A 23,181-nucleotide genomic window follows, 5' to 3' on the forward strand; every position below is an offset into this window, starting at 1 on the left:
CTACATCCCCAGATAGGCGCGACGCAATTCGTCGCTGGCCATCAATTCCGCGCACGTGCCCGAGTAACGGACGAGTCCGTTTTCCAGCACATAGCCGCGCTGCCCGGTTTCGAGCGACTGGCCGACGTTCTGCTCGACCAGCAGAATCGCGAGCCCCTCGTGCCGGAGGCGCGCGATCAGCGCGAACATCTCTTCGACCATCAACGGCGACAACCCGAGCGACGGCTCATCCAGAATCAGCAGGCGCGGCTCGGCCATCAGGCCGCGACCGATGGCCAGCATCTGCTGCTCGCCGCCCGACATCGTGCCGGCCGGCTGATCGATGCGTTCGCCAAGACGCGGAAAGATCTCCAGCATGCGCGCGAGGTTGCGTGCGCGATTCGGCTTGCCGCGCGAAAACGCGCCAAGCTCCAGGTTCTCGCGCACGCTCAGGTTCGGAAAAATCCGCCGGCCTTCGGGTACCTGAATCAGCCCGGCCTTCACGACGGCGCGGTAATGTCGCCCGGTCAGGTCGTGACCGTCGAACCGCACGGCGCCTTGCCAGACGGCATTGATTCCGCACACCGTGTTGTTCAACGTCGTCTTGCCCACGCCGTTACCGCCGAGCAGCACGACAATCTCGCTTTCGTCGACACGTAGATCCACGCCGCGCAACACCTCGGTGCGGCCGTATCCCGTGCGAAGCCCCTCGACTTCGAGCAATGCGCTCATGAATGCCCTCTTTCACGCGCCAGTCGCTCGGCGGTGCCGTGACCGAGATACGCTTCGATCACGGCGGGATCGGAAGTCACTTCGCGTGGCGTGCCCCCGGCGATCAGACGGCCTTGCGCCAGCACCCACACATGCTCGGCAAGGCTCATCACCGCGCGCATCACGTGTTCGATCATCAGCACGGTTACACCGCTGGCGACGAGACCGCGAATGACCGGAATCATCTCGTCGATTTCACTTGGATTCAGACCTGCGAGCACTTCGTCCAGCAACAGCAGACGCGGCTTCGTGGCGAGCGCGCGCGCAAGTTCAAGGCGCTTGCGGCCGCTGACGGTCAGGTCGGCCGCCGGCTTGTCGAGGTTGTCGTGCAGATTCACACGCTCTGCGACTTCCTCTGCCGCGGCCAATGCCGCACGCCGCCCGGACAGATGCAGGTGCGCGCCGACAGCGATATTCTCGCGCACGGTCTGTGAACCGAACGGCTGCACGATCTGGAAGGTGCGTGTCAATCCGAGCCTTGCGGACTCGTGCGGCGCCATGCCGGTAATGTCGCGGCCCAGATACTGCACGCGGCCCGCGCCGGGTCGGAGAAATCCCGACAGCAACGCGAACAGCGTGGTCTTGCCCGCACCGTTCGGCCCGACCAGCGCCGTGAGCGTGTTCGGAAAGACCTCAAGACTGACTTCCTGCACGGCCTTCAGGCCGCCGAATGTGATGGACAGGCCACGTGCCTGCAAAAGCGCTTCAGACACGGGCTTTCTCCTTGCGCTCGCCGCTGGGCTTCGACGTCGCCAGCCGGCCGATCATGCGTTGCACCGATAAACCCGCGCCCGTAATGCCGCGCGGCAGGAACATCACGATCACGACCAGCACCACGCCGTAGATCACCACGCTGATACCGGGCAACTCGCCGAACAGGTTGCGAGTCAATTCACCCAGTACATAGAGCAGTGCCGCGCCGAGCACGGGTCCCCACAACGTGCCGACGCCGCCGACGATCACGCCGACCAGCGCTTCAATCGATATCGCCGAACCGAATGCGATGTCTGCGTCGATGTATTGGAACATTTGCACGTAGCACGCACCCGCTGCACCCATGAATGCCGCAGACAACGCAGCGGCCCCCAATTTCACGCGCACCGGATCGACGCCGATGGCTCGCGCGGCGTTTTCGTTGTCGCGCACCGCCTGCAAATAGGCGCCGAAGCGCGAGTGACGCAACCATGCGGTGACGATCAGCGCCGCTATCACGAAGGCCAGCAGCAAATATACGTAACCGCGCCGCGTGCCGAACTGCAGGTTGGCGGCACTCGCATGCAGCGGCACCAGCAGCCCCACGCCGCCGCCAGTGAACGACACCGACACCGCGAGAATGCGCGCCACTTCGGCGAAGGCCAATGTCACGAGCGCGAAGTAAGAACCCTTCAGGCCGCCACGAAACGCAAGCGCACCGACCACCAGTCCGGCAACGACGCCGAACAGGATGGCGAGCGGCAACGCGAGCCATGGATTCCAGCCCCAACTCAGTTGCGCAATCGCCTGGGTGTATGCGCCGACGCCGAAGAACAACGCGTGTCCGAATGACAATTGCCCACCGTAGCCGCCGAGAATGTTCCATGACTGCGACAGCAGCACCGCGTAGAGCGACATCATCAGGAAGGTGAGCAGCACACCCGACTGCAACACGCTTGCAGTCGCGGCCAGCAGCACACCGAAGATCAGGATCGAACGAACGTCGCGCATCGCTTAGGTCCTCACGCCGAATAGCCCTTGCGGGCGCATCAGCAGCACGACGATGAAGATCGCGAAGATGCCCATCTGGCCCAGCGAATCACCGAACCACAAGCCGCCTAACGACTCGACCACGCCAATCAGCAGACCGCCGATCAATGCGCCGGCAAAACTGCCCATGCCGCCCAGCACGACGATCGTGAACGCGATCAGCACGAAGCCATCGCCGACCTGCGGATTGACGTAGTACGTCGGCAACAGGAAACAAGCTGCCGCACCGACACACGCCATGCCGATTCCGAAGCACAGCGCATAGACCTTGTCGACGTCGATACCCATCAGCTTCGCGCCGTGCTTCTCGCGCGATACGGCGCGAATCGCGCGGCCAAGGTCCGTCATCCGGATGACGAGGAACAGCACGGCCGCCACCACCAGCGCACCGAAAAAAGCAATGACCTTGGGCAGGGCGATCACGGCCGGACCGATTTCAACCGTCGCCAGCATATAAGACGTTTCGATGTTGCGCGTATCGGAATGGAACCACACGAGCGCGAGGTTCTCAAGCACGATAGACAGTCCGAGCGTGACCAGCAGAATGTTTTCGTCCTTGCCGTGGCTCGCGCGATTGATCACGAACCGCTGCAATGCATAGCCGAACGCGAACATGCCGAGCGTCACCATGGGCAAAGCCACGTAAGGATCGATGCCCAGACGTTCCTTCAGCAGATAGACCGCATACAGCGCGACCATCAATGCCGCACCATGCGCGAAGTTGATGATGTGCAGCACGCCGTAGATCAGCGTGAGACCGAGCGCGATCAGTGCGTACACCGCGCCCGTCGTCAGTCCATTGAGCAGCGCCGAAAACAGGATCACCGGATCGAACATGCGATGCCTCAGCTCTTGAGTGGAAACTGCGGCGCGACTTCGCGATAGGCCGGCGGCAGCACGACCTTGATGTCGCCACCGATCACCTGCGTGAGAAGCGGTTGCGCGCCCGTGTTCTGACCGTTGACGAAATGCGTCGGACCATAGGGCATCATGTGATCCTTGAAGGCGCTCGATGCGAGCGCTGCATTGACCGCAGCGCGATCAGCGGATCCGGCGCGTTCCAGCGCGTCGGCGAGCAGCATCATCGCCGTGTAGGTCATGAACACTTCGTACGAGAAATACGCACCCTTTGCTTCGACCCGCTTGCGCAACGGCGCGACACGCGCATCCTTCGGATTGAACCAATGGTTGCAATCGATGATGCCGTCCGCGATATCCGGGAATTCCTTCAGAAACTTGTAGCTCGACGCCGCGCCGCCCAACACCGAATAGATTGCCTTCGGGCGAACTTGCTGTTGCTTCATCGCCCGCAGCAGCAGCGCGTATTCGTTGTAGTAGTTGGCCGGAATCACGATGTCGGGATTGACCGCGCGCATGCGCAACACGATGTTGTTGAAGTCGCGCGTCGGATTCGGATGCTTGATGACTTCCTTGATCTCGAAACCGTACTTCGGCAACTCGCTGCTGAGCAACGCAGCCGTGCCGGTGCCGAACAGCGAATCTTCGTGCACGATCATCACGGTTTTAGCCGCCTTGCCCGCATTCGTGTTCAGCGCGTTGAGGTTGTCGACCGCCTGCTGGCTGCACACCCGGTAGCCGGGACCAAAGCGAAACGTATTGGTCAACCCGCGCTCGACGATCTGATCGGCAACGCCGACATCGACCACGTGCGGCAAGCCGTACTTTGCGGCGGTCTGCGTCGTGGCAAGACAGATCGCCGATGCATAGGCGCCGACGATCGCCGATACGCCCGCCTCGTTCATCCTCTCGACCTCGGCCGCACCCGCCTCGGGGCGCGATTGCGCATCGCCCAGCACGGCCTCGATCAGCGCGCCGCCCTGCGACTTGATACCGCCTGCGTTGTTGATGTCTTCGATAGCCAGCAACGCACCCAGGCGACATTGCTGCCCCGAATAGGCCAACGCTCCAGTGACGGGATGCAGTACGCCGACCTTGATGCTTTTGGCGCTTGCCGCGCGGGCGACCCAAGGTGCTGCAACCAGTGCTGCCGCGGCGGCGGACCGACGCAGGAATGTGCGACGCGAACTCATGCGATCTCCGTAGGATTGCGTTAGTTGAATGTGGCGGACAGTTCTTCGCTGACCCAGACCTTGGCGTCGATGTCGCCAATTCGCGAGAGCTGCAATTGATACTGATAGCGGTCAGGCCGGTACAGACCCTGCAGCAGTTGCACCGGACGTTCGTCGGTGTCGCGCACCAGACGGGTGACGGCGAGCAACGCCGAGCCGACCGCCACATCGAGATGGCGCGCAACCACTGCATCGGCAAGTCGCGCCGAAATGGTTTGCGTCGCTCCTCCGAGTTGCACGCCAGCCTCCTCCAGCAGCATCAGCATGGGCTTGCGCTTGAGGTCTCGGCGATTGATTTCGGCGACGGCCTCCGGCACGTGTGTCGTGATGAACGACACTGGCCCCGCTGACGTATTACGCACCCGAATGCTCTTGTAAACGGGATCGCCGACGGCCAGATGCAGTGCCTCTGCAATTGCGTCCGAAGCGAGCACCACCGTGCTGTCTATCACTTCGACCGTGGTACGCAATCCCATATTGACAATGTTCTCGAGCAGACCGGTGAGGTGCGCTTTCTCGCGCGAACCCGGCGCGGCTTTCGATTTGCTCAACTTCTTTCCGATATCGATACGAAGCGGCCACGTGCCCACGCCGGGCCGGCGCGTTACCAGCCCATCCGCAACCAGCATTTCCATTGCCTTGCGGATCGTAATGCGCGCGACGGCAAACTGCTCAGCGAGCAGATGTTCGCCCGGCACGCCTTCTTCGTCGAAGCGTCCTTCCTGCAGTTGTTCGCGCAGCACCAGGTAGATCTGGTGATACTTCGGCAGAGGTAGCGTTGTTCCCATGAGATTCACTCTAGTTGTGTCGTAATGTCGGGTCAATAGAACAAATTGGAAAATAAAGATTGTCCTACATCGTAAACGCTAATGAGAACAATGGCCGGCAGTCGTGAATGCGCAAGCCCGGACGAACGGTAGAACAAGCGGCATGCAGCTTGTTCCACGGGGAAAACACTCAGCAGCTTGCGCTTTGCAGAAGGCTCAACGCTTCGCGCCTCTGCAGGACATTTCACGATTCAAATGTTCTATTGACAAGACAAAATAGGTTGCTTAATTTTCGTCACAACCGGAATGAGCCGTGGTGACGAATGCCAATCGACTGGTAGTGAAGCGAAAGAAAGCGAAGCGGATCGATTGCGCGCTTAAGTGCGCTATGGCGATTGGCCAGCTTCAGATAGCTACGCCCATATCTTTTTCATTTCCTTTCTTTAGGAAGCCTATTTTGTAGTTCGCCTCTCGGCCGGCGAATCATGACCGTGAAACCCGTCCTTGGCCTCGCACCAAAGGACTCGACGTAAACGATAAAGTCTGGAAACAGGATGAAAAAAACACTTTTTATTGCCGGAGTAATTGGAGCGCTCGGCACGTATGCGGCGGTCGCACAGGCGCAGAGCAACGTCACGCTTTATGGGATCGTCGACGAAGGCTTGACCTTCAATAACAATTCGCATGGCGCGCGCCAGTACAGCCTCGTGAGCGGCGAGATTCAGGCAAGCCGCTGGGGCTTGCGAGGTGGCGAGGACCTGGGTGGCGGCATGAAAGCGCTTTTCGTCCTCGAAGGCGGCATGGATCTGAGCAGCGGCAAACTTGGCCAGGGCGGGCTCGAATTCGGGCGCCAGCTGTACGTCGGGCTAGGCACACGGTATGGCACGGTGACGCTTGGGCGTCAGTATGATTCCGTGGTCGACTACGTCGGCCTGTTCGAAGTGGGCGATCAATGGGGCGGCTTTTATACCGCGCATCCGGGCGACCTCGACAATATCAACAACTCGAACCGGGTCAACAATGCCATCAAGTACACGAGCAACAACTACGGCGGTTTCACGGTCGGTGGCGTGTACAGCCCCGGCGGCGTGGCAGGTCACCTCAGCCAGAACCGGATCTGGTCGCTGGGTGGCTCTTACTACCGCGGCCCGCTCGGACTCGGCGTCGGCTATCTGAACATTCGCAATCCGAATACTTCGTTTTACGGCACCAGCGCACTTGCGAACACAACCGGTTCGGCTCCGCTTGCAACGTTGAACAATATTGCCTCGCCAGTGTTCTCGGGTTTTGCCGATGCGCGCACACAGGAAGTCTATGCGGCCGGCGGCGCGTACACGTACGGCGCGGCCACATTCGGCGGTACGTACTCGAATACGCGTTTCGACAACCTCAGTGGCGGAGGCTCGGGGCCGAATCCATTCGGCAATCGGGGTACGGCGATATTCAACAACGTCGAGGCCAACTTCAAGTATCAACTGACTCCGTCGTTCCTCATCGGCGCTGCCTACGATTACACCAAAGGCAGCTCGGTAAGCGGCAGGGATGGCGCGACCTATCATCAGGCTCAGATCGGCGCGGATTATTTCCTTTCAAAACGCACTGATGTCTACGCCGTCGGGATCTATCAAAAGGCGTCCGGTACGGATTCGACCGGTAGTGAGGCGGTTGCCGCGATCAATGGTGTGACTCCGTCGAGCGACAATCACCAGGTCGTGCTGCGTGTAGGGATGCGGCACAAGTTTTGACGTGAGGCGCCGGGACTGGCCGGAAGACGGCGACGCCGACGGGGCTGTTGGGGTGGCTTTGTTCGGCTGGGGCATGCGGCAGATCACCGCTACATGGAGAATTGCTAGCCGACCCGCAGGCTGGACATTGCGGTGCTCAGTTCCGGCCAGCCGGTCACCAAATAGACGGCAAGCTGATCGTCAGTGTCATTCTTTCCTCGTCTTCGGTTGTTCGGGTTGTGGGTCACGTCCGCGTTGCGTCGGTGCCCTCGTACACGCATCCGGTGACGTCAAATAGCTCACGTCGTCGCAGCAGCACGCATAGACGGGAAATCCGTACGCATTCGTGCCGATGATTTTCGTTGGCCCGTGCAGCGGGCACACCGCGTTCATGTCGTCTCCTTAAATTCATGATCGACCGGCTCGACCTCGTAGACGCGACTTGTCAGTTCGGGGCGACCAAACACCGGTTCGACTCGTCGATCACGTCAGGCGAGGTAGCCCCCGCTGGTCCGGCGCTCGAGGAGGGTGCCTGGAAACGGTCCACAGCTATATTCTAGGACCCTCTCCACGTCGTGAAGGCACGATGAATGCATGGCGCAAATGGCGTCCGTTCATCCATCCCAAGGGCACGTCGTGACCGATTCGAACAAACTGTTAACAACCGCAGAGGCAACGGCGATGAGTGGCCTTTCGAGGTCGAAGTACGTACACCATGCGCTTCGCTGGCGAATTCCGCTGCATGCGTAGGCGGAATCCAGCGATCCTTGGCTCCCCACAGAACGAGCGACGGCACGTCGAGCGTCTTCATCACGTCGGTGTCGAGGTCGGAGAAACGGAGTGTCGGCACCATCTTGCCGATCGCCGCACGCGTGCCTTCGCCATGGAAAAACTCGTGATGCGGGGTCAGCGTTCGAAGAAACCAACGATCGAACGATACTTTTTGAGTTGCGTCGCCGTCGCTGCCATCGCGAGCGGGGCGGGCATCGTGTTCTTAATGATTTCTTCATTTGGCGTCCATGGCGCCGCGGGCCTTTGCGCTGCACCATCTGCTTACCTGATCCGGGCCGGGCGGAGCGGCGCAAGCCACCGGGTTCGACGTCACCCTTTCGCCAGCGATTTGCTGGCGCTCTCCATCTTTTTCGCGGAGGTATTCGTCATGAACACGCTCAGACTTGCCGCGGTCGTCACGATCGCGCTCATCGGGACCAGCGCGTGGGCACAGGAACTGACGCAGGCGCAGGCGCAGCTGCAGGCGCAAGTGCAGCCGCAGGCGACCGAATCCGCCTCCCAGGACGTGGGCGGCGTGGCGCCAGGCGTCGGCGCGGGCGCGCCGCAGGGCTTGACGCGCCAACAGGTCAATCAGGATATGATCAGCTCCGAACGTTCAGGCCAGCTGCAGCAGATCCAGAACAGCGTCTTCCGCGGCCAGTGACGGCATGACGTCCACGCCCGGCAGCGGTCGGCGCGCCGGACGGGCGGCGAGCGTCGGCCGCATGCGCGTGCGTGGCGAGCGCGGCGGCCCTTCCTCCCAAGGTGGGTTCAGGCTGACAACGGGCTTGCGCAGGCCGACAGGAGGGCCGGGCGGTGATGCGCCATGGCCGTCAAACCTTGAAAGCGGCGGTAGGCACTGCGTGAGCCTGAATGCCGGTAACGGGTCGGATTCGGCCGGCCGCGTCGGGCAGTGGTCGGCTATCAAGAGACTTTCGGCGTGCTGTTTTGAATGGCCGAAAAAACTTCGCAATGACAATTGAACTCATGCGGGCTTCCGCCCGTCCGCTCCGGAGGAGCGCCGCATCAAACCCTTCACCGGCCAGCCGTTCTTTCCGTCTCCAGCCCGAAGCAGGCCCAGGGCGAGCACCCACGAACATCGTGCACACACAGGGATAATGCCGCCTATCCTTGTGGATAGGCGAACCGCAGGGTCCCGTTCATGATCAATTTGCACGAGCTCCGGTATGTTCGGCTCGGTACCCGCGACATTGACGCCGCGACGAAGTATGCCGCCGATATCCTCGGATTGCAGCTGGTGCGCCGCGAGGGCGGCTGGGCCTACCTGCGCTCCGATGAGCGCGATCACACGCTGGTCTATTTCGAGGGTGATCCGAACGACCATACCATCGCATTCGATGTCGTCACGAACGAGGCGCTCGAGCATGCGGGTGCGGTGTTGGAGCAGAACAGTTTCCGCATACACGCCGGCAGTCACGACGAGTGCGACCGACGTCGCGTACGCGACTTCATCAGTTTCAGGGACCCGTCAGGCAACCAGATCGAATTGGTGTCCGGCGCCCTGCATAGCGGCCGCCGTTATTTTCCGTCACGCGACGCCGGAATCACCGGCTTCAGCCATGTGGGGTTGCGCACCAGCGATCCTCGACGCGACGAGATCTTCTGGACAAAACTGTGCAATGCGCGCGTTAGCGACTGGATCGGGCCTGCACCGCTGCTGAGGATCGACGAGGTGCATCACAGGGTCGCCCTCTTCCCGTCTTCGTTCGCCGGCATTCAACATATCAATCACCAGGTTGAAAGTATCGACGACCTCATGCGTGCCTGGTACATCCTGCGTGAAAAAGGGATACCGATCCGGTTTGGTCCGGGACGGCATCCGACGTCGGGCGCCATCTTTCTTTACTTCGAGGGGCCTGACGGAATGACTTATGAATATTCGACGGGCGTTCGCCTGATCAGGCCGGACGAGGAGGCGACCTGGTGTCCTCGCCGGTTTCCGTTCGATTCCACCGGCTTTTGCATGTGGGGCGCCAAACCCGACATTCCAGAGTTTCAAACCTGACGCGCGACCTGATTCGATTCATTATCGATCGCGCGAGAACATCAAGGCCGCCGGAGACGGCGTGCTGAGAACGCGCGGGCGCAGGCTTCCTGCAGGCACCCAACTCCAAGACAGCCTGGATTCCGCGACTGCAGGGAGAACGCCATGGCGACAATCAGAACGGTCGATGTTCAGGACTTCATCAATTCGCACAAGCTGTCGACGTATCAGCTTCTGATCGTCGCGTTGTGTTTCCTGACAGTCGCGTTCGACGGTTTCGATACGGCGACCGCCGGATTTATCGCGCCTGCCATCCGGAAGCAATGGGCATTGAGCGCACTTCAATTGGCGCCTGTGTTCGGCGGTGGCCTGTTTGGTCTGATGATAGGCGCGCTCCTGTTCGGTCCGCTCGCCGACAGGTTCGGGCGCAAGCCCATACTCTGCCTTTCAGTGGCGTTTTTCGGCGCCATGTGCCTGTGGTCCGCGTACGCGACTTCTCTGCGCGAACTCATACTATTGCGATTCCTGACCGGCCTGGGTCTCGGCGGAGCCATGCCGACGGCCATCACGATAACGTCCGAATTCGGTCCGGAGAAACAGCGCTCGCTATTGGTGACGAGCATGTTCTGCGGCTTCACGTTAGGCGGAGCATTGGGTGGCGTGGTCGCCTCGCAGATCCTGCCCCTGCATGGCTGGCAGGGCGTGCTGTTATTCGGCGGAGCAATGCCGCTGGTGCTGGTGCCGGTTCTGGTGTGGCTGCTGCCCGAGTCTGTCCGGTACCTGGCGCTGTCCGGCCGGATGCAGGCGCAGGTGGCTCGCACGCTCCGGCGCATCGCGCCGCAGGAGCCACTCGATCATGCGACGTTCACTGTCCCCGAGAACAAGGTCAAGGGCGCTCCGGTCCGCAACCTTTTCAGCAAAGGCATGATCATCGGCACCGTCTGCCTCTGGCTCACCTTCTTCATGAGTCTGCTGGTGTATTACCTGCTCACCAGCTGGCTGCCGACGGTCATCAACAACACAGGCGTCCCGCTAGGTATGACTGCGCTGATCACCGCGGCGCTGCCGTTGGGCAGCACGGTCGGCGCCGTGCTGATCGGCCGCCTGATGGACAGGCACAATCCTTGTCGGGTGCTCGCAAGTTCCTACCTTATTGCCACCGTGTTCATCCTGCTCATCGGCGTCGCTTCGTCGTTGCCGATGCTGGTGTTCGCAGTCTTTGGGGCGGGTCTTGGGACGGGCGGCTCGCAGACTGGCGTCAATGCGTTGGCGGCGGCCTACTATCCGACCTCCAGCCGCGTCTCCGGCGTGAGTTGGGCGCTAGGCATTGGCCGGGTGGGTTCGATCGTGGGCTCGGTGGTTGGCGGAGTGCTGCTAGCCATGCATCTGGGCCTGCCCGCCATGTTCGTGCTGGTAGCGATTCCCACTATCGTTGCTGCACTCAGCATGTTTGGCATGGGACGCTATGAGGCTGCGCTCAAGGCGTCTGAAGTTGCTCGAGCGCTCCCTGGTTCCGTCAGGCTTTAGGGGACCGTCAGCGAGCAAACGATAGTTAAGGCAAAAGAATATCGGTAACTGTGCCGAGCACGACCGTGCGCTCGCCATCTTGACGCGCGCAGTTGCCGTGCGGCCCGGCAGAGGCGATCATCTGCGGCAACGCATTGGTCGGAGATCTGACGATGTCAGCGATGGCAGAGATTCGAGGATTCGTTGTGGCGCTGGCGCTCATTGGCTCGGCGGCGCATGCGCAGTCCGCCGACTTCTGGGGAACGCGTCTTCCCGATCAGCCGACGCAGTTCATCTTCGGCTACGGCTCGCTCATCAACACGCCGTCGCGCAACGCCACGGCCGGCGAACCGGTTGCGGCGATTCCAGTGCGCGTTTCGGCGGCGTTCGGCTATGTGCGCAGCTGGAGCGACCGCGCGCGCTCGGGGTTCACGGCGCTCGGCCTGCGACGCCCTGTCGAGGGCGAGGCGCCGATGACGATCAATGGAGTGATCTATCCCGTTGTCGGGAACGACATGTCCGCGTTCGACGAGCGCGAAAAGGGATACGTGCGCGTCGAGGTGCCGCGCGCGCTCATCGAAGCCGTGTCATGGCAGCCGATGCCGGCGCATGGGACTGTCTGGGTCTACGTGCCGAAGGCCGAAGGCAAGGCGCCGGGCGAAGGGCTTCCGGTTCCGGACGCGAGGTATCCGCTCGTCGAGTCGTATATCGATGTCGTGATCGAGGGCGGGCTCGAATACGGGCCGGAATTCGCGCGCGAGATCATCGAGACGACCCGGGACTGGAGTCCCTACTGGCTTAACGACCGCACGGTCGCACGCCGGCCCTGGGTGTACGACAAGCAGTTCGCGACAATCGATGCACTGCTCGCGACATCAGCCCCCTGCTTCGCGCAGCGGGCGTTCTCCGAGGACTATGCCGCCGCGAGCGCCGCCATCGCCAAACGCAAAGGCGATGTGTGCCTCCGGGAGGCGCACGGTCGCTAGGCCGCGCGCTTTGCGCTCCGGTCGTCCATGTCGTGCTTGATCTTGTGGCCGTCGGCGATCAGCGTCTCGACGCTCGGTTCGTTGCTCATCGCGCGCGCGATCGCGAGCTTAGTCGCCTCGTAGTTCGTGCGGTGTATGTCCTTCTTGGTCAAGAATGAATATTACTGAATGGAATAACCGTGATTCCGTGCGCACTACTAGCACACGATGGGCGACGAGACTAAATTCCGCCTAAGCAACTGCCAGTTGCGAAGCGCGCTCAGACAGATTTCGACATTTTCAGAATCCAATGTGAATGTTTGGGCCGGGTCAGAAACGACGGAATTTGAGGAACGAAATGGACACGAGAAATAAAGTTTTAGTGGCGGGAGCGAGCGGACTCATAGGCGTAGCCGCTATTGAATCCTTTCTCTCCGCGGGCTGGGATGTCGTCGGAATTTCGAGGCGCAAGCCGGAGTTGCCGAGTGGCCGGGATTTTGAGTTTATCCCTCTGGACCTGCGTGATGAGAAAGCGGCCCGCGAGGCGCTGTCTGCGCTTGCGGGCATTACGCACGTTGCGTATGCGGCAATTTACGAGAATGCCAATGATCTGGTGAGCGGTTGGTCGAACGCAGAACAGATCGCCATCAACAATGCGATGCTGCGCAACGTGATCGAGCCCCTCGTTGCAGGGAAGTCGACGCTCAAGCACGTGTCTATCCTGCAGGGAACGAAGGCATACGGCGTCCACCTTCACCCCATCGCCATCCCGGCACGGGAAAGCGACCCGCGCGACAATCACGCGAACTTCTTCTTCGATCAGCAGGACTACGTTCGCGACGCGGGTGCGAAGCACGGTTTCACTTACACCGTGCTGCGCCCTCAACTCGTCACTGGTAAGACGCCCGGGGCGCTCAACGTCCTCCCGGCCATCGGTGTGTATGCCGCTATTCGCCGCGAGAAGGGCGAGCCCTTCAGCTTTCCCGGCGGCCCGTCGTTCGTCTGGGAAATGGCCGACGCCGATCTCGTCGGCCAGGTGATATTGTGGGCGGCGCAATCTCCGCAGGCCGCGAATGAAATCTTCAACGTCACCAACGGCGATGTCTTCGAATGGCGAAGCGTGTGGCCGGCGATGGCGAAGACGCTAGGGGTGAAAGTGGGAGATAATGAGCCTACCAGTGTGGCGCAGTACATTCGCAACAACGCCGACGTCTGGGCGAAGATCGTTGCCAAATACGGCCTTGCGAGTGGTGATCTTCATTCGTTTGTCGGACAGGGCGATCAACACGCCGACTTTGCATTTGCATATGGTGCCCCTGCGGGCCCCGTCGCCTTTGTCAGCACCATCAAGCTTCGCAAGGCCGGATTCAACGCTGCGGTCGACACCCGGGATGCGTTCTGTGACGCCCTCCAGGCTTTCATCGATCTGAAGCTTTTGCCACCGGCGCTGCAATGAGGACGTGGTGGCGCGCAACGCGGAGAGAGGAGAAACTTATGGTCTATGAAATGGCGCACATCGACGTGATTCGAGGCAGGGAGGCTGACTTCGAGGCCGCCGTGTCGAAGGCGGTTCCGCTCTTTACGCGGGCACGCGGCTGCAGCGGCGTCGAACTACATCGCACGGTCGAACAGCCAAACCGTTACGTGCTGATGGTTAAATGGAATACGGTCGATGACCATATGGTGCACTTCCGCGAGTCCGCAGATTTCCAAGAATGGCGTCGGCTCGTGGGCCCGTTCTTCGAGAAGCCGCCGGTCGTCAATCACACTGAGGTCGCTGTTGGGTAAGATCGCTGGCTGTGTGTACCCGTCGCATGTGATCTTATGAACAGCGAGTCCGAGGTCTTGTTCCTGCCCGGCGATCGGCCGGGCGGGTACTCATCGATTTCGGCATCGGCGTTCTGGGCCCCGCGTATGCGACGCCGCGCCCCGTTTACCCGGCTCCTCCCGCCTATGACGCGGACTGTGCGTTGAAACGCTAGGCCGAGCTCATCACAACGTGAGCGGCAAGAGCCGAACCGCCCGATACGATCCTTTCAACAACGGTGCCGGCGCGCGCCGAAAAGCGCGACGTTTTATACTACCTCGGTAACGACCAAAAAGCGCAACCCCGATCGACGCCCAGCGAATCAAGCGTTGGGTCGCGGCGGCGGAACGACGAACAGGAGCAAACCGATGAGCCGCAGTGTGTCCGAGTTAAAGCGGGCGTTTCGTGAAGTGCGCGATTACAGCCTCGAGCTCGCACGCCCGCTTTCGCCGGAAGATCAGCAAGTTCAGTCGATGACCGATGCAAGCCCGACGAAGTGGCATCTGGCGCATACGACATGGTTCTTCGAAACAGCGCTGCTCAATCCTCATGCACGAGGCTATGCCCTGTTTCACGAGAAGTACCCGTTTCTTTTCAACTCGTACTACGAGGCGCTGGGTCCGCGCCATGAGCGCGCGCGGCGGGGATTGCTGACGCGACCGACGCTCGACGAGGTCCATGCCTATCGGCGTCATATCGACGATGCAGTGCTCGCCTTGATCGAATCGGCCGATGCGCAAGCGCTCGCGCAGATCGCGCCAATTCTTACGCTCGGCCTTCACCATGAGCAGCAGCATCAAGAACTGATCCTGACGGACATCCTTCATGCCTTCTCGTGCAATACACTGATGCCCGCCTATCGGGACTCGCGGCATGACGGGTGCGATCGGCGTCCCGAGTCCACGCCGGGGGCGCCCCTCGCACTCCAGCCGGTCGAGTGGCTGCGCCGGCCAGGGGGCGTCGTCGGGATTGGTCACGCAGAGGAAGGGTTTTGCTTCGATAACGAGCTGCCTCGTCACGAGGTCTTGCTACGGCCATATGAAATCGCGCACCGTCTCGTAACATGCGGCGATTATGCTGCGTTCGTCGCCGACGGCGGATATGAGCGTCCGGAACTCTGGCTATCGGACGGGTGGGCCATCGTTCAGCGAGAGCAGCTCGCGGCGCCGGTTTATTGGCACAAGGCGGAGGACCGCTGGAGCGCGAACGATCCGTCGAGCTGGCTCATATTTGGGCTCGACGGCCTTCAGCCGTTGGACCCGCGTGCGCCGGTTTCGCAATTGAGCTTCTTCGAGGCGGCAGCCTACGCGGAATGGGCGGGCGCCCGGCTCCCGACCGAATTCGAGTGGGAAGCCGCATTCGACGCGCCCGGCATCACGCAGATGACGGGCCACGTCTGGCAATGGACGCGTTCGTCGTACGATCCGTATCCGGGCTTCCGACCACTGCCCGGCATCGTGGTCGAATACAACGGCAAGTTCATGGTCGGGCAAATAGTGCTGCGTGGCGGGAGCATAGCGACGCCGCCCGGGCACGCCCGCCGCAGCTACCGCAATTTTTTCCCGCCGGCCGCGCGCTGGCAATTCTCGGGAGTACGTCTTGTACGAGACCTCTGAAGCAACGAGGCCAGCCGGCGCCGCTCTAGGCCACAAACGCGCGCAAGTGCGCGCGTTTGCGGAGGAATTCGAACGCGATCTCGTCAACGGATTGTCGAAGACGACTCGCAGCATAGCGCCGAAGTACTTTTACGATGCAGCGGGCTCGGCGCTCTTCGATCGCATATGTGAGTTGCCCGAGTATTACCCGACGCGCACGGAGCTTGGGATTCTCGCGCGCCACTCGCGCGAATTGGCGGAATGCATCGGACCGGGATCCGAGATCGTGGAGTTCGGCGCAGGCTCGCTCGCGAAAATCCGGTTACTGCTCGACGCCTTCCCTGCACGCGATGCGCCGCGATGCTACTTGCCCGTAGATATTTCGGCCGAGCATCTCGAAAGCTCGGCGCGTAGGCTGCGTGCGGACTACCCGGAATTGCGAGTGCAGCCGGTGGCAGCCGATTACATGAGAGAGGAGCAGCTTGCCGGTCTCGAGGCATCGCCGGGGCGACGGATCGGGTTTTTCCCGGGCTCGACGATCGGCAACTTCGACCTCGTAGATGCAGCGGCGTTTCTGCGTCTTGCGGCCCGCTTGCTGCGCGGTGGTGGCTTGCTCGTGGGCGTCGACCTGGTGAAAGATGCGCAAACGCTGCATCGCGCCTATAACGACAGCCAGGGTGTAACCGCTGCCTTCAATCTTAATCTGCTTCGACGCGCTAACGATGAGCTCGGAGCGAACTTCGATCTAGGCCAGTTCGCGCACTACGCATTTTACGAACCTGTGAAGCGGCGCGTGGAAATGCATCTCATGAGCCGGCGTACGCAGGTCGTGCGAATCGGTGCGAGGGAGTTCACCTTCGAAGAAGGCGAAAGCCTTCATACGGAGAACTCGCACAAGTTCACTATCGAAGGCTTTCGTGCTATGGCCGTGTCCGCCGGATTCGAGCCAGGCCCGGTATGGACTGACGACGCGAGGTTATTCAGCCTGCACTGGCTAGAGAGTCCTCTTCGCAGCGTGAATGATTGAGCGACTTACCGGCATGTTCCCGCCATCCGTGTTCGCGCCACTCGTGCTGTTGCAGCTCTCAATTTCCGCTAGCGGTGTTCACGGAAGCGCTAACCTGCCCGCATCCTGATGGACGAGCACCGGCTGATTGAGGTTGCTTCACGAATCGCGCGATCGCTCGCGGATCAGAACTTCGTTGTCAAACCAAATATCAGGATAACTTGGTTCGGCGTGCTCGAACTCGACGCGAGATCGCCCACGGTTCCACCCGCCGGCACGATGCTGTTGCCGTCCTGACTGAAGGTTGTGCCATGTGCGTGCGAGTACGCGCCGATCGCATAGAGCGTGGTGCGCATCGACAAGAAGTATTCGGCGCCTGCCGCAGCATTGTTGTAGGTAGCCGAGGAAGCGCCGCTCGACCGCGTATACGTATAACCGGCTTCCAATTGCAACGACGGCATGATCAGGTAGCTTAACGTCGCCGCCCCGGTATCGAACGTTTCGGTCTGGTTGAATGCCGAATACGCCGCGTACGGCTTCCACTTCGCATTGCTGTAGCGCACGTTGGCCGTCCACCCGGAAAATTCGTACTGTGCCGCAACGTGAACGATCATCCGCGAGCCGACAAACGGCACGCTTCCGTAGAGCGGCGTCACCGAGTTGTTCTGCGTCTGATCGGCCGTACCCGCGCCTCCAGGTCCATCGTTCTTGGCGAATATGTACCCGGCCGCCGCGCTGAAACCACCATGTTCATAGGCAAGCGCGGCCGACGACGAACCCTGCGACGAGAAGCTGCCGCTGACTCCGCCCAATCCACACATCGCCTCGAGCCGGAAGCCTCCGAATTCCGGGCTCGTGTATTTGGCGGCGTTCTGGAGACGGAACTTTGAGTCGTTGTTATCGGCGTCTCCAGGTGTCGAAAACGCCGGACTGTAGACGTCGCCGGTCATACCTTGGACGAGGTCGACTGTCGTATCGTACTGCCGGCCAAGCGCCAGTTGCCCCAGTTTGCTGCTATCGAGGCCGACCCATGCCTGCTTACCGAATAGGCGCCCACCCTGGCCGAGCTTTCCGTTGTTGACGTTGGATCCGTCTTCAAGTTTGAAGATCGCCCTGAGTCCTCCGCCCAGATCCTCCTTTCCCGACAGCCCCCATTTGTTGGCCGTCATATCCGCACCCTGCATTTCAACCAGCGAACCATTCCCCACATTGTTGTAGTAGGCAAGTGCGTCATCCAGCTCACCATAGAGCGTGACGGTGCTTTGTGCATGAGCGAACGGCGTGACTGACAGCGTCGCGAGCCCTCCTGCGACGCAACTCAAGAACGCTTTGCGCTCCATATCTCCTCCTGCTTATAGACCACGGTTATACGCCGAATCATAAAGAGACAAGGCACGGATCGTTACAAGTCGCGAGCGATCCCGCTTCGCCCGCGCATGAGTCAAACCGGTTCGAACACGGCGACCTTATTGCTCTCGTCCAGGTTCACGAAAACTGGATGAGTCTTCGGATCGACGGCCAACGTATGCACCTTCTTCCCGGCTGGGAGGTGATCGATGACCTGATTCGTATTGAATAGGATTGTCAACTTGAAGTTAAAGCTGCTTTGCCTGTTGCAGCGTTTCCCGGGATTTTGGACGTTCTAGCATGAGCCATACGTTAAATAACCCGGAGACGAATCACGAGGACTTATCGCGTTGCCCCCTATTTTGGAGTACTCCATGTATTTCCTAGCCGCGTTCGTGGTCAAAGTCGCCCAAGGCATCGCCTTTCATCGCTCCACATCGAGCGCACCGACCACGAAGAGGAAGTCGCGCTTTCCCTGGCTTTGACATCCCGTTGAAAGCACGATTCGCAGCAAACGCCCATCGCACCAGTATCAGAACGTCACCTAGACACCGAAACGCATATGAACGTACGCAACGATAGCAGCCCCCTGTCGGCAGCCGAGGAATGGGTTTCCCGACTGGTGGAGATCGAGACGGTCAGCCGGAACTCGAACTTGGGCCTGATAGAGACGGTCCGGGACTTTCTTGCGGGCGTTGGCCTGGAGACACACCTTACCTACGAAGCCCGCAAGACCAAGGCAAACTTGTTTGCGACAATTCCGGCCGCAGATGGGCGAGTGGACGGCGGGATTGTGTTCTCGGGCCATACGGATGTCGTTCCGGTGGACGGCCAGGACTGGCGCACCGACCCCTTCCGAACGGTGATCATAGATGACCGACTGTACGGACGGGGAAGCGCCGATATGAAAGGGTACCTGGGTGCGTTGCTTTCCCTCGTACCAGAGCTTTCCGACGCGCGACTGGCGGATCCGGTTCACCTTGCGTTTTCCTTTGATGAGGAAGTCGGTTGTCTCGGCGTGCCGCTTCTCCTGGCTGACATGCGTGAGCGCGGAATCCGCCCTTCAGGCTGTATCGTGGGCGAGCCGACGTCCATGCGTCCGGTCGTCGCCCACAAGGGCATCAACCACTATCGATGCTGCGTGGTGGGCCGCTCTGTACATTCGTCGCTGACCCCGTCCGGCGTCAATGCGATCGAATATGCAGCCCGGATCATCTGCTTCATCCGCGACCTGGCCGATGAGTTTCGCCGCTCCGGCCCCTTCGACAAGGATTTCGACGTGCCATACACAACGGCGCAAACCGGATTGGTGCGGGGCGGGGTTGCGCTGAATACGGTGCCAAGCGAATGTGAGTTCGATTTCGAGATCCGGGACTTGCCCGGCACCGATGTACGCCATCTGGTGCGCGTCATCGAGGCGTATGGGGCGGACCTCGAAGCACAGATGAAAGCCGTGTTCGATGGAGCCAGCGTGAGATTCTCCTGCTTGGGGGCTGCTCCCTCACTTTCCGAAGTGGAGGCGTCTGCGATCGTCCAGCTGGCCAGGGCACTCACGCACGATGCAGTCCGCCGCAAGGTCGCCTACGGCACGGAGGCGGGCTACTTCTCAAGTGCAGGCGTACCTACGGTAGTTTGCGGCCCCGGAAACATCGAGCAGGCGCACCGTCCAAATGAGTTCGTCGAACTCGCACAACTGCAGAGGTGCGAGGCCTTCCTCAGGAGCGCGACGCTGCTGACCGGACAGGATGGCGTTGGCGCCTAAAGCCTGCACCCTCCCTCACGGCAATCGCCGGTTCCCCTGAAGATGACGGAGAGACTTGATGGACCAATCAATGACGGGCGTGGTGGATAAACGCACCCCTTACGCTAACGGCGAGGTGGCCGCAACCTACAGAAAGGTCAGCTGGAGACTCGTGACATTCCTGTTTGTCGGTTATTTGGTGGCCTATCTGGACCGCATCAACGTCGGTTTCGCACAACTGCAGATGCAGCATGACCTGGGCTTCAGCGACGCGGTGTATGGACTTGGGGCCGGCATTTTTTTTGCCGGCTACTTTATCTTCGAAGTGCCAAGCAACCTGATGCTTGAGAAGATCGGCGTGCGCAAGACCATGATGCGGGTCCTGATCTGCTGGGGCGTGGTGTCGGCCTGCATGAGGTTCATTTCCAGCCCGATCGAGTTCTACGTCATGCGCTTTATGCTTGGCGTATTCGAAGCCGGCTTCGTGCCCGGCGCCATCCTGTACCTGACCTACTGGTATCCGGAGACGCGCCGCGCTCGCGTGTTGGGCATATTCAGCAGCGCCATAACCATTGCCGGAGTGATCGGTAGTCCGGTTTCAGGCGCCATCATGACGCATCTGGCTGGCGTCTACGGCATGGCGGGTTGGCAATGGCTTTTCGTGCTTGAAGGGATACCCGCGGTTGTACTCGGTCTGCTGGTGCCGTACGTGCTGGTTAATCGTCCCCGCGATGCCACATGGTTGACTCGTCGCGAACAAGACATTCTCGATCACCATCTGGCTAGCGAGCGCGGACTGAACGGAGCGGATCGCCGCCATACGTTTGGTGACGCACTTAAGGATCCGCGCGTTTACCTGCTTGCGTTCGTGTATTTCGCCATTATCTGTGGCATATACGCGGTCAGCTTCTGGCTGCCGACCATTATCAAGAATGCCGGCGTTAAGGATGTATTCGACGTCGGTCTGTACTCCACGATTCCCTACGGTATCGGTGCACTGGGCATGATCTTCATCAGCCGTCATTCCGACGTGAAGATGGAGCGGCGCTGGCACCTGGCGGGTTGCGCCTTCATCGGCGGTGCGGCCTTGGTCATGATCGCGGCGACTGCCGGCAACCTGACGCTGGCGCTGGTTGCCTTCGCGATCGCCACCGCGACGATCTTCACCGGCATGCCGCTGTTTTTTGCGCTGCTAACCTCCTACCTGTCCGGTACCGCGGCAGCCGGTGGTATCGCCCTGATCAACAGCCTTGCGCTGCTCGGCGGCTTCGTCAGTCCGGCCGTCATGGCCTGGGCGAAGACCACCACCGGCAGCTTTACCAGCGGGCTCTATTTTTTGGCCGCTTTGCTGGCGCTTGCGGGTTTGGCCGTGCTGCTCTGCGTACCCGCCCAGGCATTGCGCGAGACGGGTAAGCGCGCCGTTGGCGAGATATCGCCGGACGGGGCGGTGTTGGAACAACCTGTGTTGTCGGACAGCTGACCCGGCATGGCCTAGCAGCTCGCAGAACTGCTTTTTGCGCGCTTGCCCTTCGATCGTTCGTTACAAATCCTCGGCGCACGGCCGTCCGGCGCACGCGCCGGACGGGCGGTACGTCGGCCGCGGAACGCCGGGGCGCCGCGACGCGCCCGATCGTTGCCGAATATCGTCACACGCCTTCGACGAGAACCGCGCGGTAGCGCGCTCCCTTGAAGCGGTGCTGCGCGACCTCCTGATACGCCGGGCTGTCATACCACGCACGCGCGGCCGCCGTGGACGGAAACTCCACGACCACGACACCCTCCGGCGCTTCGCCCTCGAGCACCTGCTGCGGTCCGTAGGCGGCGAGAATCTTGATCGGGTGACCTTTGAAGGTCCCGCCGACCTTGCTTAGGTAAGTATCGAGTTCGCCCTGATCCTGCGTGCTTTCTCGTGTGAAAACAATATAAGTCGCCATTGCGTGCGCTCCTGCAGTGGTGTGGAAGGTGCACACGATGATGCCACGAAACCGCACACGCAGTCGGTACGCTGTCTCCGTGCAATTGTCGGGTCGTCACGTGGACGCGAGGACCACCAGATCGTCGTAATCAGACATTCGCGCGGCGATCCCAGGAGGCAACTCCCCGGCCGATCTCCGCCACTCGCGTTCATCGCATGTCGACCCCTTCCGGTCATGCGCGAGTGGCAGATTTGCGGCGGCCAAAAAGCGCGCCTGACGGTGTTGTATGAATGCTCGAATTGCCGGTCAGGCGTATCGCCTGGTTCATGGTTGTACCGCTTGACAGACGATTTCCAATCGCTGAAATTTTACTTCTTCGCGCCGCAATCAAAAGTATATTGCCCCACCTGCTCGTCGCCCTCACGGAGGGTGAGGTCGACTTCGCAGTGACCCCCGGTCTGCGGAGTCACACGGACAGACGAGATGGCTTTTGGCTGTCCAGTTGACACGCTTATCGCGCCCCCTTGCGAGATGCTCGACGTTCCCGCCTTGCCGCTGTTCAGGATCTTCAAGTCATACTGGAGCCGTGCGTCGCGCTCCGACCTGACGTACGGGACGACGTAACTCGAGTTCTGATTCGTGTCCACGTCGAACCAAACGTGAATATTGACATCAGCTATCACCACGACCTCCTTCCGGACAAAAAGGCTTCCGCCTGTCATGCGATGACGGCCGGACTCGCCGGCCGCCATCGCTGCGACCACTTAGTGCTGAGCAATGCTTGCGTAGTTTCCGGTGCCGTTCTGGTTGACCGTCGCTTTGTTGGCGTTGCCCACCTGGGTCACATACGCCTGGTTATACGTCCCATTTTGCGCAACATTCAGGCCGTCGTAGTAGCCGGCTTGATAGGTCTGGGCGTAGTTCCCGCCGCCGCTTTGGTTCACGTCCGCAGTGGAGTAAAACGCAGCTTCCTGCTCGACATAGGCACCGTTGCCGACATTTGCCGCCGTGTCGTCCTGACTGACATTAACCGTGTTCGAGCCGCCGTTCTGCTGAAGCACGGTTGCGGTGTTATTGGGGGCGCCGGTATTGTTGCTGTTCTGGGTCACCAGGTTGGCGTCCGAGGCCTCAAAGTTTTGTGTGATTCCCGCAGTGTTTTGCGCACCGGTCTGGGTCACGGTGTCCATGTTCCCGGTCGCGGCGTATTGCGCAACTCCTGCAAGGTTTTGCACACCGGTTTGGGTAACACTCACGTTGTTGAAGCCACCGTACTGTTGCTGAAGGCTGGCGCTGTTCGCGACACCGTTCTGGGTTACGTTGTCGGTGTCGGCCGTCTCATAGGTTTGAGCGACCGAGGCGCCGTTTTGCACGCCGGACTGAGAAACGGTCACGTTGTTGGACACACCGCTCTGTTGCTGAAGGCTGGCGCTGTTCGCGACACCGCTCTG

21 protein-coding genes and 2 pseudogenes are annotated in these 23,181 nt (G+C 60.7%); 11 read left to right on the forward strand and 12 right to left on the reverse strand.

The window, feature by feature from the left end:
• The 6 genes from J3489_RS25440 to J3489_RS25465 are packed head-to-tail and all read right to left on the reverse strand — an operon-like array spanning position 1 to position 5,371.
• Positions 1-711 carry an ABC transporter ATP-binding protein gene (locus tag J3489_RS25440; RefSeq protein WP_207002781.1) on the reverse strand — a complete coding sequence of 237 codons (711 nt, stop codon included), beginning with the start codon at positions 709-711 and terminating at the stop codon, positions 1-3.
• Positions 708-1,463: an ABC transporter ATP-binding protein gene (locus tag J3489_RS25445; protein ID WP_207002782.1), complete on the reverse strand. Its 756-nt coding sequence runs from the start codon at positions 1,461-1,463 to the stop codon at positions 708-710. Before J3489_RS25445 ends, J3489_RS25440 begins: the two co-directional genes overlap by 4 nt.
• Positions 1,456-2,454, reverse strand: coding sequence for a branched-chain amino acid ABC transporter permease (locus J3489_RS25450; protein WP_207002784.1), 999 nt, complete (start codon positions 2,452-2,454; stop codon positions 1,456-1,458). The genes J3489_RS25445 and J3489_RS25450 overlap by 8 nt, the downstream gene beginning before the upstream one ends.
• Positions 2,455-2,457: 3 nt before the next feature.
• A complete protein-coding gene (locus tag J3489_RS25455) occupies positions 2,458-3,330 on the reverse strand; it encodes a branched-chain amino acid ABC transporter permease (RefSeq protein WP_207002786.1) in 873 nt (290 codons plus the stop codon).
• An 8-nt stretch (positions 3,331-3,338) separates the two neighbouring features.
• The gene (locus J3489_RS25460; RefSeq protein ID WP_207002788.1) at positions 3,339-4,544 is read right to left on the reverse strand and encodes an ABC transporter substrate-binding protein; all 1,206 of its coding nucleotides are present in this window, start codon (positions 4,542-4,544) and stop codon (positions 3,339-3,341) included.
• Between the two features lie 20 nt (positions 4,545-4,564).
• Entirely contained in the window at positions 4,565-5,371 is an 807-nt protein-coding gene (locus tag J3489_RS25465) for a GntR family transcriptional regulator (protein ID WP_207002843.1), read from the reverse strand.
• A 533-nt stretch (positions 5,372-5,904) separates the two neighbouring features.
• On the opposite strand from J3489_RS25465, the gene J3489_RS25470 reads away from it, so the two are divergent.
• Positions 5,905-7,095, forward strand: coding sequence for a porin (locus J3489_RS25470; RefSeq protein ID WP_207002790.1), 1,191 nt, complete (start codon positions 5,905-5,907; stop codon positions 7,093-7,095).
• Between the two features lie 682 nt (positions 7,096-7,777).
• On the opposite strand, the pseudogene J3489_RS37865 reads toward J3489_RS25470, so the two are convergent.
• A pseudogene (locus J3489_RS37865) lies at positions 7,778-7,987 on the reverse strand (alpha/beta fold hydrolase); the annotation flags it as partial.
• Between J3489_RS37865 and J3489_RS25475 the strand changes: the two are divergent.
• From J3489_RS25475 to J3489_RS25490, 4 genes are all read left to right on the forward strand, one after another.
• Positions 7,958-8,509 (forward strand): hypothetical protein, encoded by a 552-nt coding sequence (locus tag J3489_RS25475; protein WP_207002792.1) that lies wholly within the window; start codon positions 7,958-7,960, stop codon positions 8,507-8,509. The pseudogene J3489_RS37865 and the gene J3489_RS25475 overlap by 30 nt on opposite strands.
• 498 nt (positions 8,510-9,007) lie before the next feature.
• The gene (locus J3489_RS25480) at positions 9,008-9,871 is read left to right on the forward strand and encodes a VOC family protein (protein ID WP_207002793.1); all 864 of its coding nucleotides are present in this window, start codon (positions 9,008-9,010) and stop codon (positions 9,869-9,871) included.
• A 144-nt stretch (positions 9,872-10,015) separates the two neighbouring features.
• Positions 10,016-11,377: an MFS transporter gene (locus J3489_RS25485; RefSeq protein WP_207002795.1), complete on the forward strand. Its 1,362-nt coding sequence runs from the start codon at positions 10,016-10,018 to the stop codon at positions 11,375-11,377.
• A gap of 152 nt (positions 11,378-11,529) precedes the next feature.
• Positions 11,530-12,342 (forward strand): gamma-glutamylcyclotransferase family protein, encoded by an 813-nt coding sequence (locus tag J3489_RS25490; RefSeq protein WP_207002797.1) that lies wholly within the window; start codon positions 11,530-11,532, stop codon positions 12,340-12,342.
• Here the strand turns inward: J3489_RS25490 and J3489_RS25495 are convergent.
• Positions 12,339-12,494: pseudogene (locus J3489_RS25495) on the reverse strand (formaldehyde-activating enzyme); the annotation flags it as partial. The gene J3489_RS25490 and the pseudogene J3489_RS25495 overlap by 4 nt on opposite strands.
• A 185-nt stretch (positions 12,495-12,679) precedes the next feature.
• On the opposite strand from J3489_RS25495, the gene J3489_RS25500 reads away from it, so the two are divergent.
• From J3489_RS25500 to egtD, 4 genes are all read left to right on the forward strand, one after another.
• The gene (locus J3489_RS25500; RefSeq protein ID WP_207002801.1) at positions 12,680-13,777 is read left to right on the forward strand and encodes an SDR family oxidoreductase; all 1,098 of its coding nucleotides are present in this window, start codon (positions 12,680-12,682) and stop codon (positions 13,775-13,777) included.
• A gap of 38 nt (positions 13,778-13,815) precedes the next feature.
• Positions 13,816-14,109, forward strand: coding sequence for an antibiotic biosynthesis monooxygenase family protein (locus J3489_RS25505; RefSeq protein WP_207002803.1), 294 nt, complete (start codon positions 13,816-13,818; stop codon positions 14,107-14,109).
• Between the two features lie 387 nt (positions 14,110-14,496).
• The gene (gene egtB / locus J3489_RS25510) at positions 14,497-15,744 is read left to right on the forward strand and encodes an ergothioneine biosynthesis protein EgtB (protein WP_207002805.1); all 1,248 of its coding nucleotides are present in this window, start codon (positions 14,497-14,499) and stop codon (positions 15,742-15,744) included.
• A gap of 46 nt (positions 15,745-15,790) precedes the next feature.
• Complete coding sequence (egtD, locus tag J3489_RS25515; protein ID WP_309491426.1) at positions 15,791-16,750, forward strand: L-histidine N(alpha)-methyltransferase; 960 nt, start codon at positions 15,791-15,793, stop codon at positions 16,748-16,750.
• Positions 16,751-16,914: 164 nt separating this feature from the next.
• Here egtD and J3489_RS25520 read toward each other — a convergent pair whose 3' ends face one another.
• Positions 16,915-18,069: a porin gene (locus J3489_RS25520; RefSeq protein ID WP_207002808.1), complete on the reverse strand. Its 1,155-nt coding sequence runs from the start codon at positions 18,067-18,069 to the stop codon at positions 16,915-16,917.
• 569 nt (positions 18,070-18,638) lie between these two features.
• On the opposite strand from J3489_RS25520, the gene argE reads away from it, so the two are divergent.
• Positions 18,639-19,838: an acetylornithine deacetylase gene (gene argE / locus J3489_RS25525; protein WP_207002809.1), complete on the forward strand. Its 1,200-nt coding sequence runs from the start codon at positions 18,639-18,641 to the stop codon at positions 19,836-19,838.
• A 58-nt stretch (positions 19,839-19,896) separates the two neighbouring features.
• Positions 19,897-21,297, forward strand: coding sequence for an MFS transporter (locus J3489_RS25530; RefSeq protein WP_242540288.1), 1,401 nt, complete (start codon positions 19,897-19,899; stop codon positions 21,295-21,297).
• A 166-nt stretch (positions 21,298-21,463) separates the two neighbouring features.
• Here J3489_RS25530 and J3489_RS25535 read toward each other — a convergent pair whose 3' ends face one another.
• The 3 genes from J3489_RS25535 to J3489_RS25545 all read right to left on the reverse strand — a co-directional run.
• Positions 21,464-21,751, reverse strand: coding sequence for a DUF1330 domain-containing protein (locus J3489_RS25535; protein WP_207002810.1), 288 nt, complete (start codon positions 21,749-21,751; stop codon positions 21,464-21,466).
• Positions 21,752-22,101: 350 nt separating this feature from the next.
• Entirely contained in the window at positions 22,102-22,485 is a 384-nt protein-coding gene (gene csgH, locus J3489_RS38955; RefSeq protein ID WP_207002811.1) for a curli-like amyloid fiber formation chaperone CsgH, read from the reverse strand.
• A 12-nt stretch (positions 22,486-22,497) separates the two neighbouring features.
• Positions 22,498-23,181, reverse strand: a 684-nt coding sequence (locus J3489_RS25545; RefSeq protein ID WP_207002812.1) for a hypothetical protein, incomplete at its 5' end; no start/stop codon positions are given.

Origin of the sequence: Trinickia mobilis, assembly GCF_017315705.1 — a bacterium.
In the GTDB taxonomy this organism is placed as follows: Bacteria; Pseudomonadota; Gammaproteobacteria; order Burkholderiales; family Burkholderiaceae; genus Trinickia_A; species Trinickia_A mobilis.

Excerpts from the sequence above, each read along its gene's own strand:
- J3489_RS25460 (WP_207002788.1), bottom strand. The coding sequence starts at position 4,544 with ATGAGTTCGCGTCGCACATTCCTGCGTCGGTCCGCCGCCGCGGCAGCA.
- J3489_RS25485 (WP_207002795.1), top strand. The coding sequence starts at position 10,016 with ATGGCGACAATCAGAACGGTCGATGTTCAGGACTTCATCAATTCGCAC.
- J3489_RS25505 (WP_207002803.1), top strand. The coding sequence starts at position 13,816 with ATGGTCTATGAAATGGCGCACATCGACGTGATTCGAGGCAGGGAGGCT.
- J3489_RS25535 (WP_207002810.1), bottom strand. The coding sequence starts at position 21,751 with ATGGCGACTTATATTGTTTTCACACGAGAAAGCACGCAGGATCAGGGC.
- J3489_RS25480 (WP_207002793.1), top strand. The coding sequence starts at position 9,008 with ATGATCAATTTGCACGAGCTCCGGTATGTTCGGCTCGGTACCCGCGAC.
- argE (WP_207002809.1), top strand. The coding sequence starts at position 18,639 with ATGAACGTACGCAACGATAGCAGCCCCCTGTCGGCAGCCGAGGAATGG.
- J3489_RS25440 (WP_207002781.1), bottom strand. The coding sequence starts at position 711 with ATGAGCGCATTGCTCGAAGTCGAGGGGCTTCGCACGGGATACGGCCGC.
- egtB (WP_207002805.1), top strand. The coding sequence starts at position 14,497 with ATGAGCCGCAGTGTGTCCGAGTTAAAGCGGGCGTTTCGTGAAGTGCGC.
- J3489_RS25470 (WP_207002790.1), top strand. The coding sequence starts at position 5,905 with ATGAAAAAAACACTTTTTATTGCCGGAGTAATTGGAGCGCTCGGCACG.
- J3489_RS25500 (WP_207002801.1), top strand. The coding sequence starts at position 12,680 with ATGGACACGAGAAATAAAGTTTTAGTGGCGGGAGCGAGCGGACTCATA.
- J3489_RS25490 (WP_207002797.1), top strand. The coding sequence starts at position 11,530 with ATGTCAGCGATGGCAGAGATTCGAGGATTCGTTGTGGCGCTGGCGCTC.
- csgH (WP_207002811.1), bottom strand. The coding sequence starts at position 22,485 with ATGGCGGCCGGCGAGTCCGGCCGTCATCGCATGACAGGCGGAAGCCTT.
- J3489_RS25530 (WP_242540288.1), top strand. The coding sequence starts at position 19,897 with ATGGACCAATCAATGACGGGCGTGGTGGATAAACGCACCCCTTACGCT.
- J3489_RS25475 (WP_207002792.1), top strand. The coding sequence starts at position 7,958 with ATGGAAAAACTCGTGATGCGGGGTCAGCGTTCGAAGAAACCAACGATC.
- J3489_RS25465 (WP_207002843.1), bottom strand. The coding sequence starts at position 5,371 with ATGGGAACAACGCTACCTCTGCCGAAGTATCACCAGATCTACCTGGTG.
- J3489_RS25450 (WP_207002784.1), bottom strand. The coding sequence starts at position 2,454 with ATGCGCGACGTTCGTTCGATCCTGATCTTCGGTGTGCTGCTGGCCGCG.
- J3489_RS25455 (WP_207002786.1), bottom strand. The coding sequence starts at position 3,330 with ATGTTCGATCCGGTGATCCTGTTTTCGGCGCTGCTCAATGGACTGACG.
- J3489_RS25520 (WP_207002808.1), bottom strand. The coding sequence starts at position 18,069 with ATGGAGCGCAAAGCGTTCTTGAGTTGCGTCGCAGGAGGGCTCGCGACG.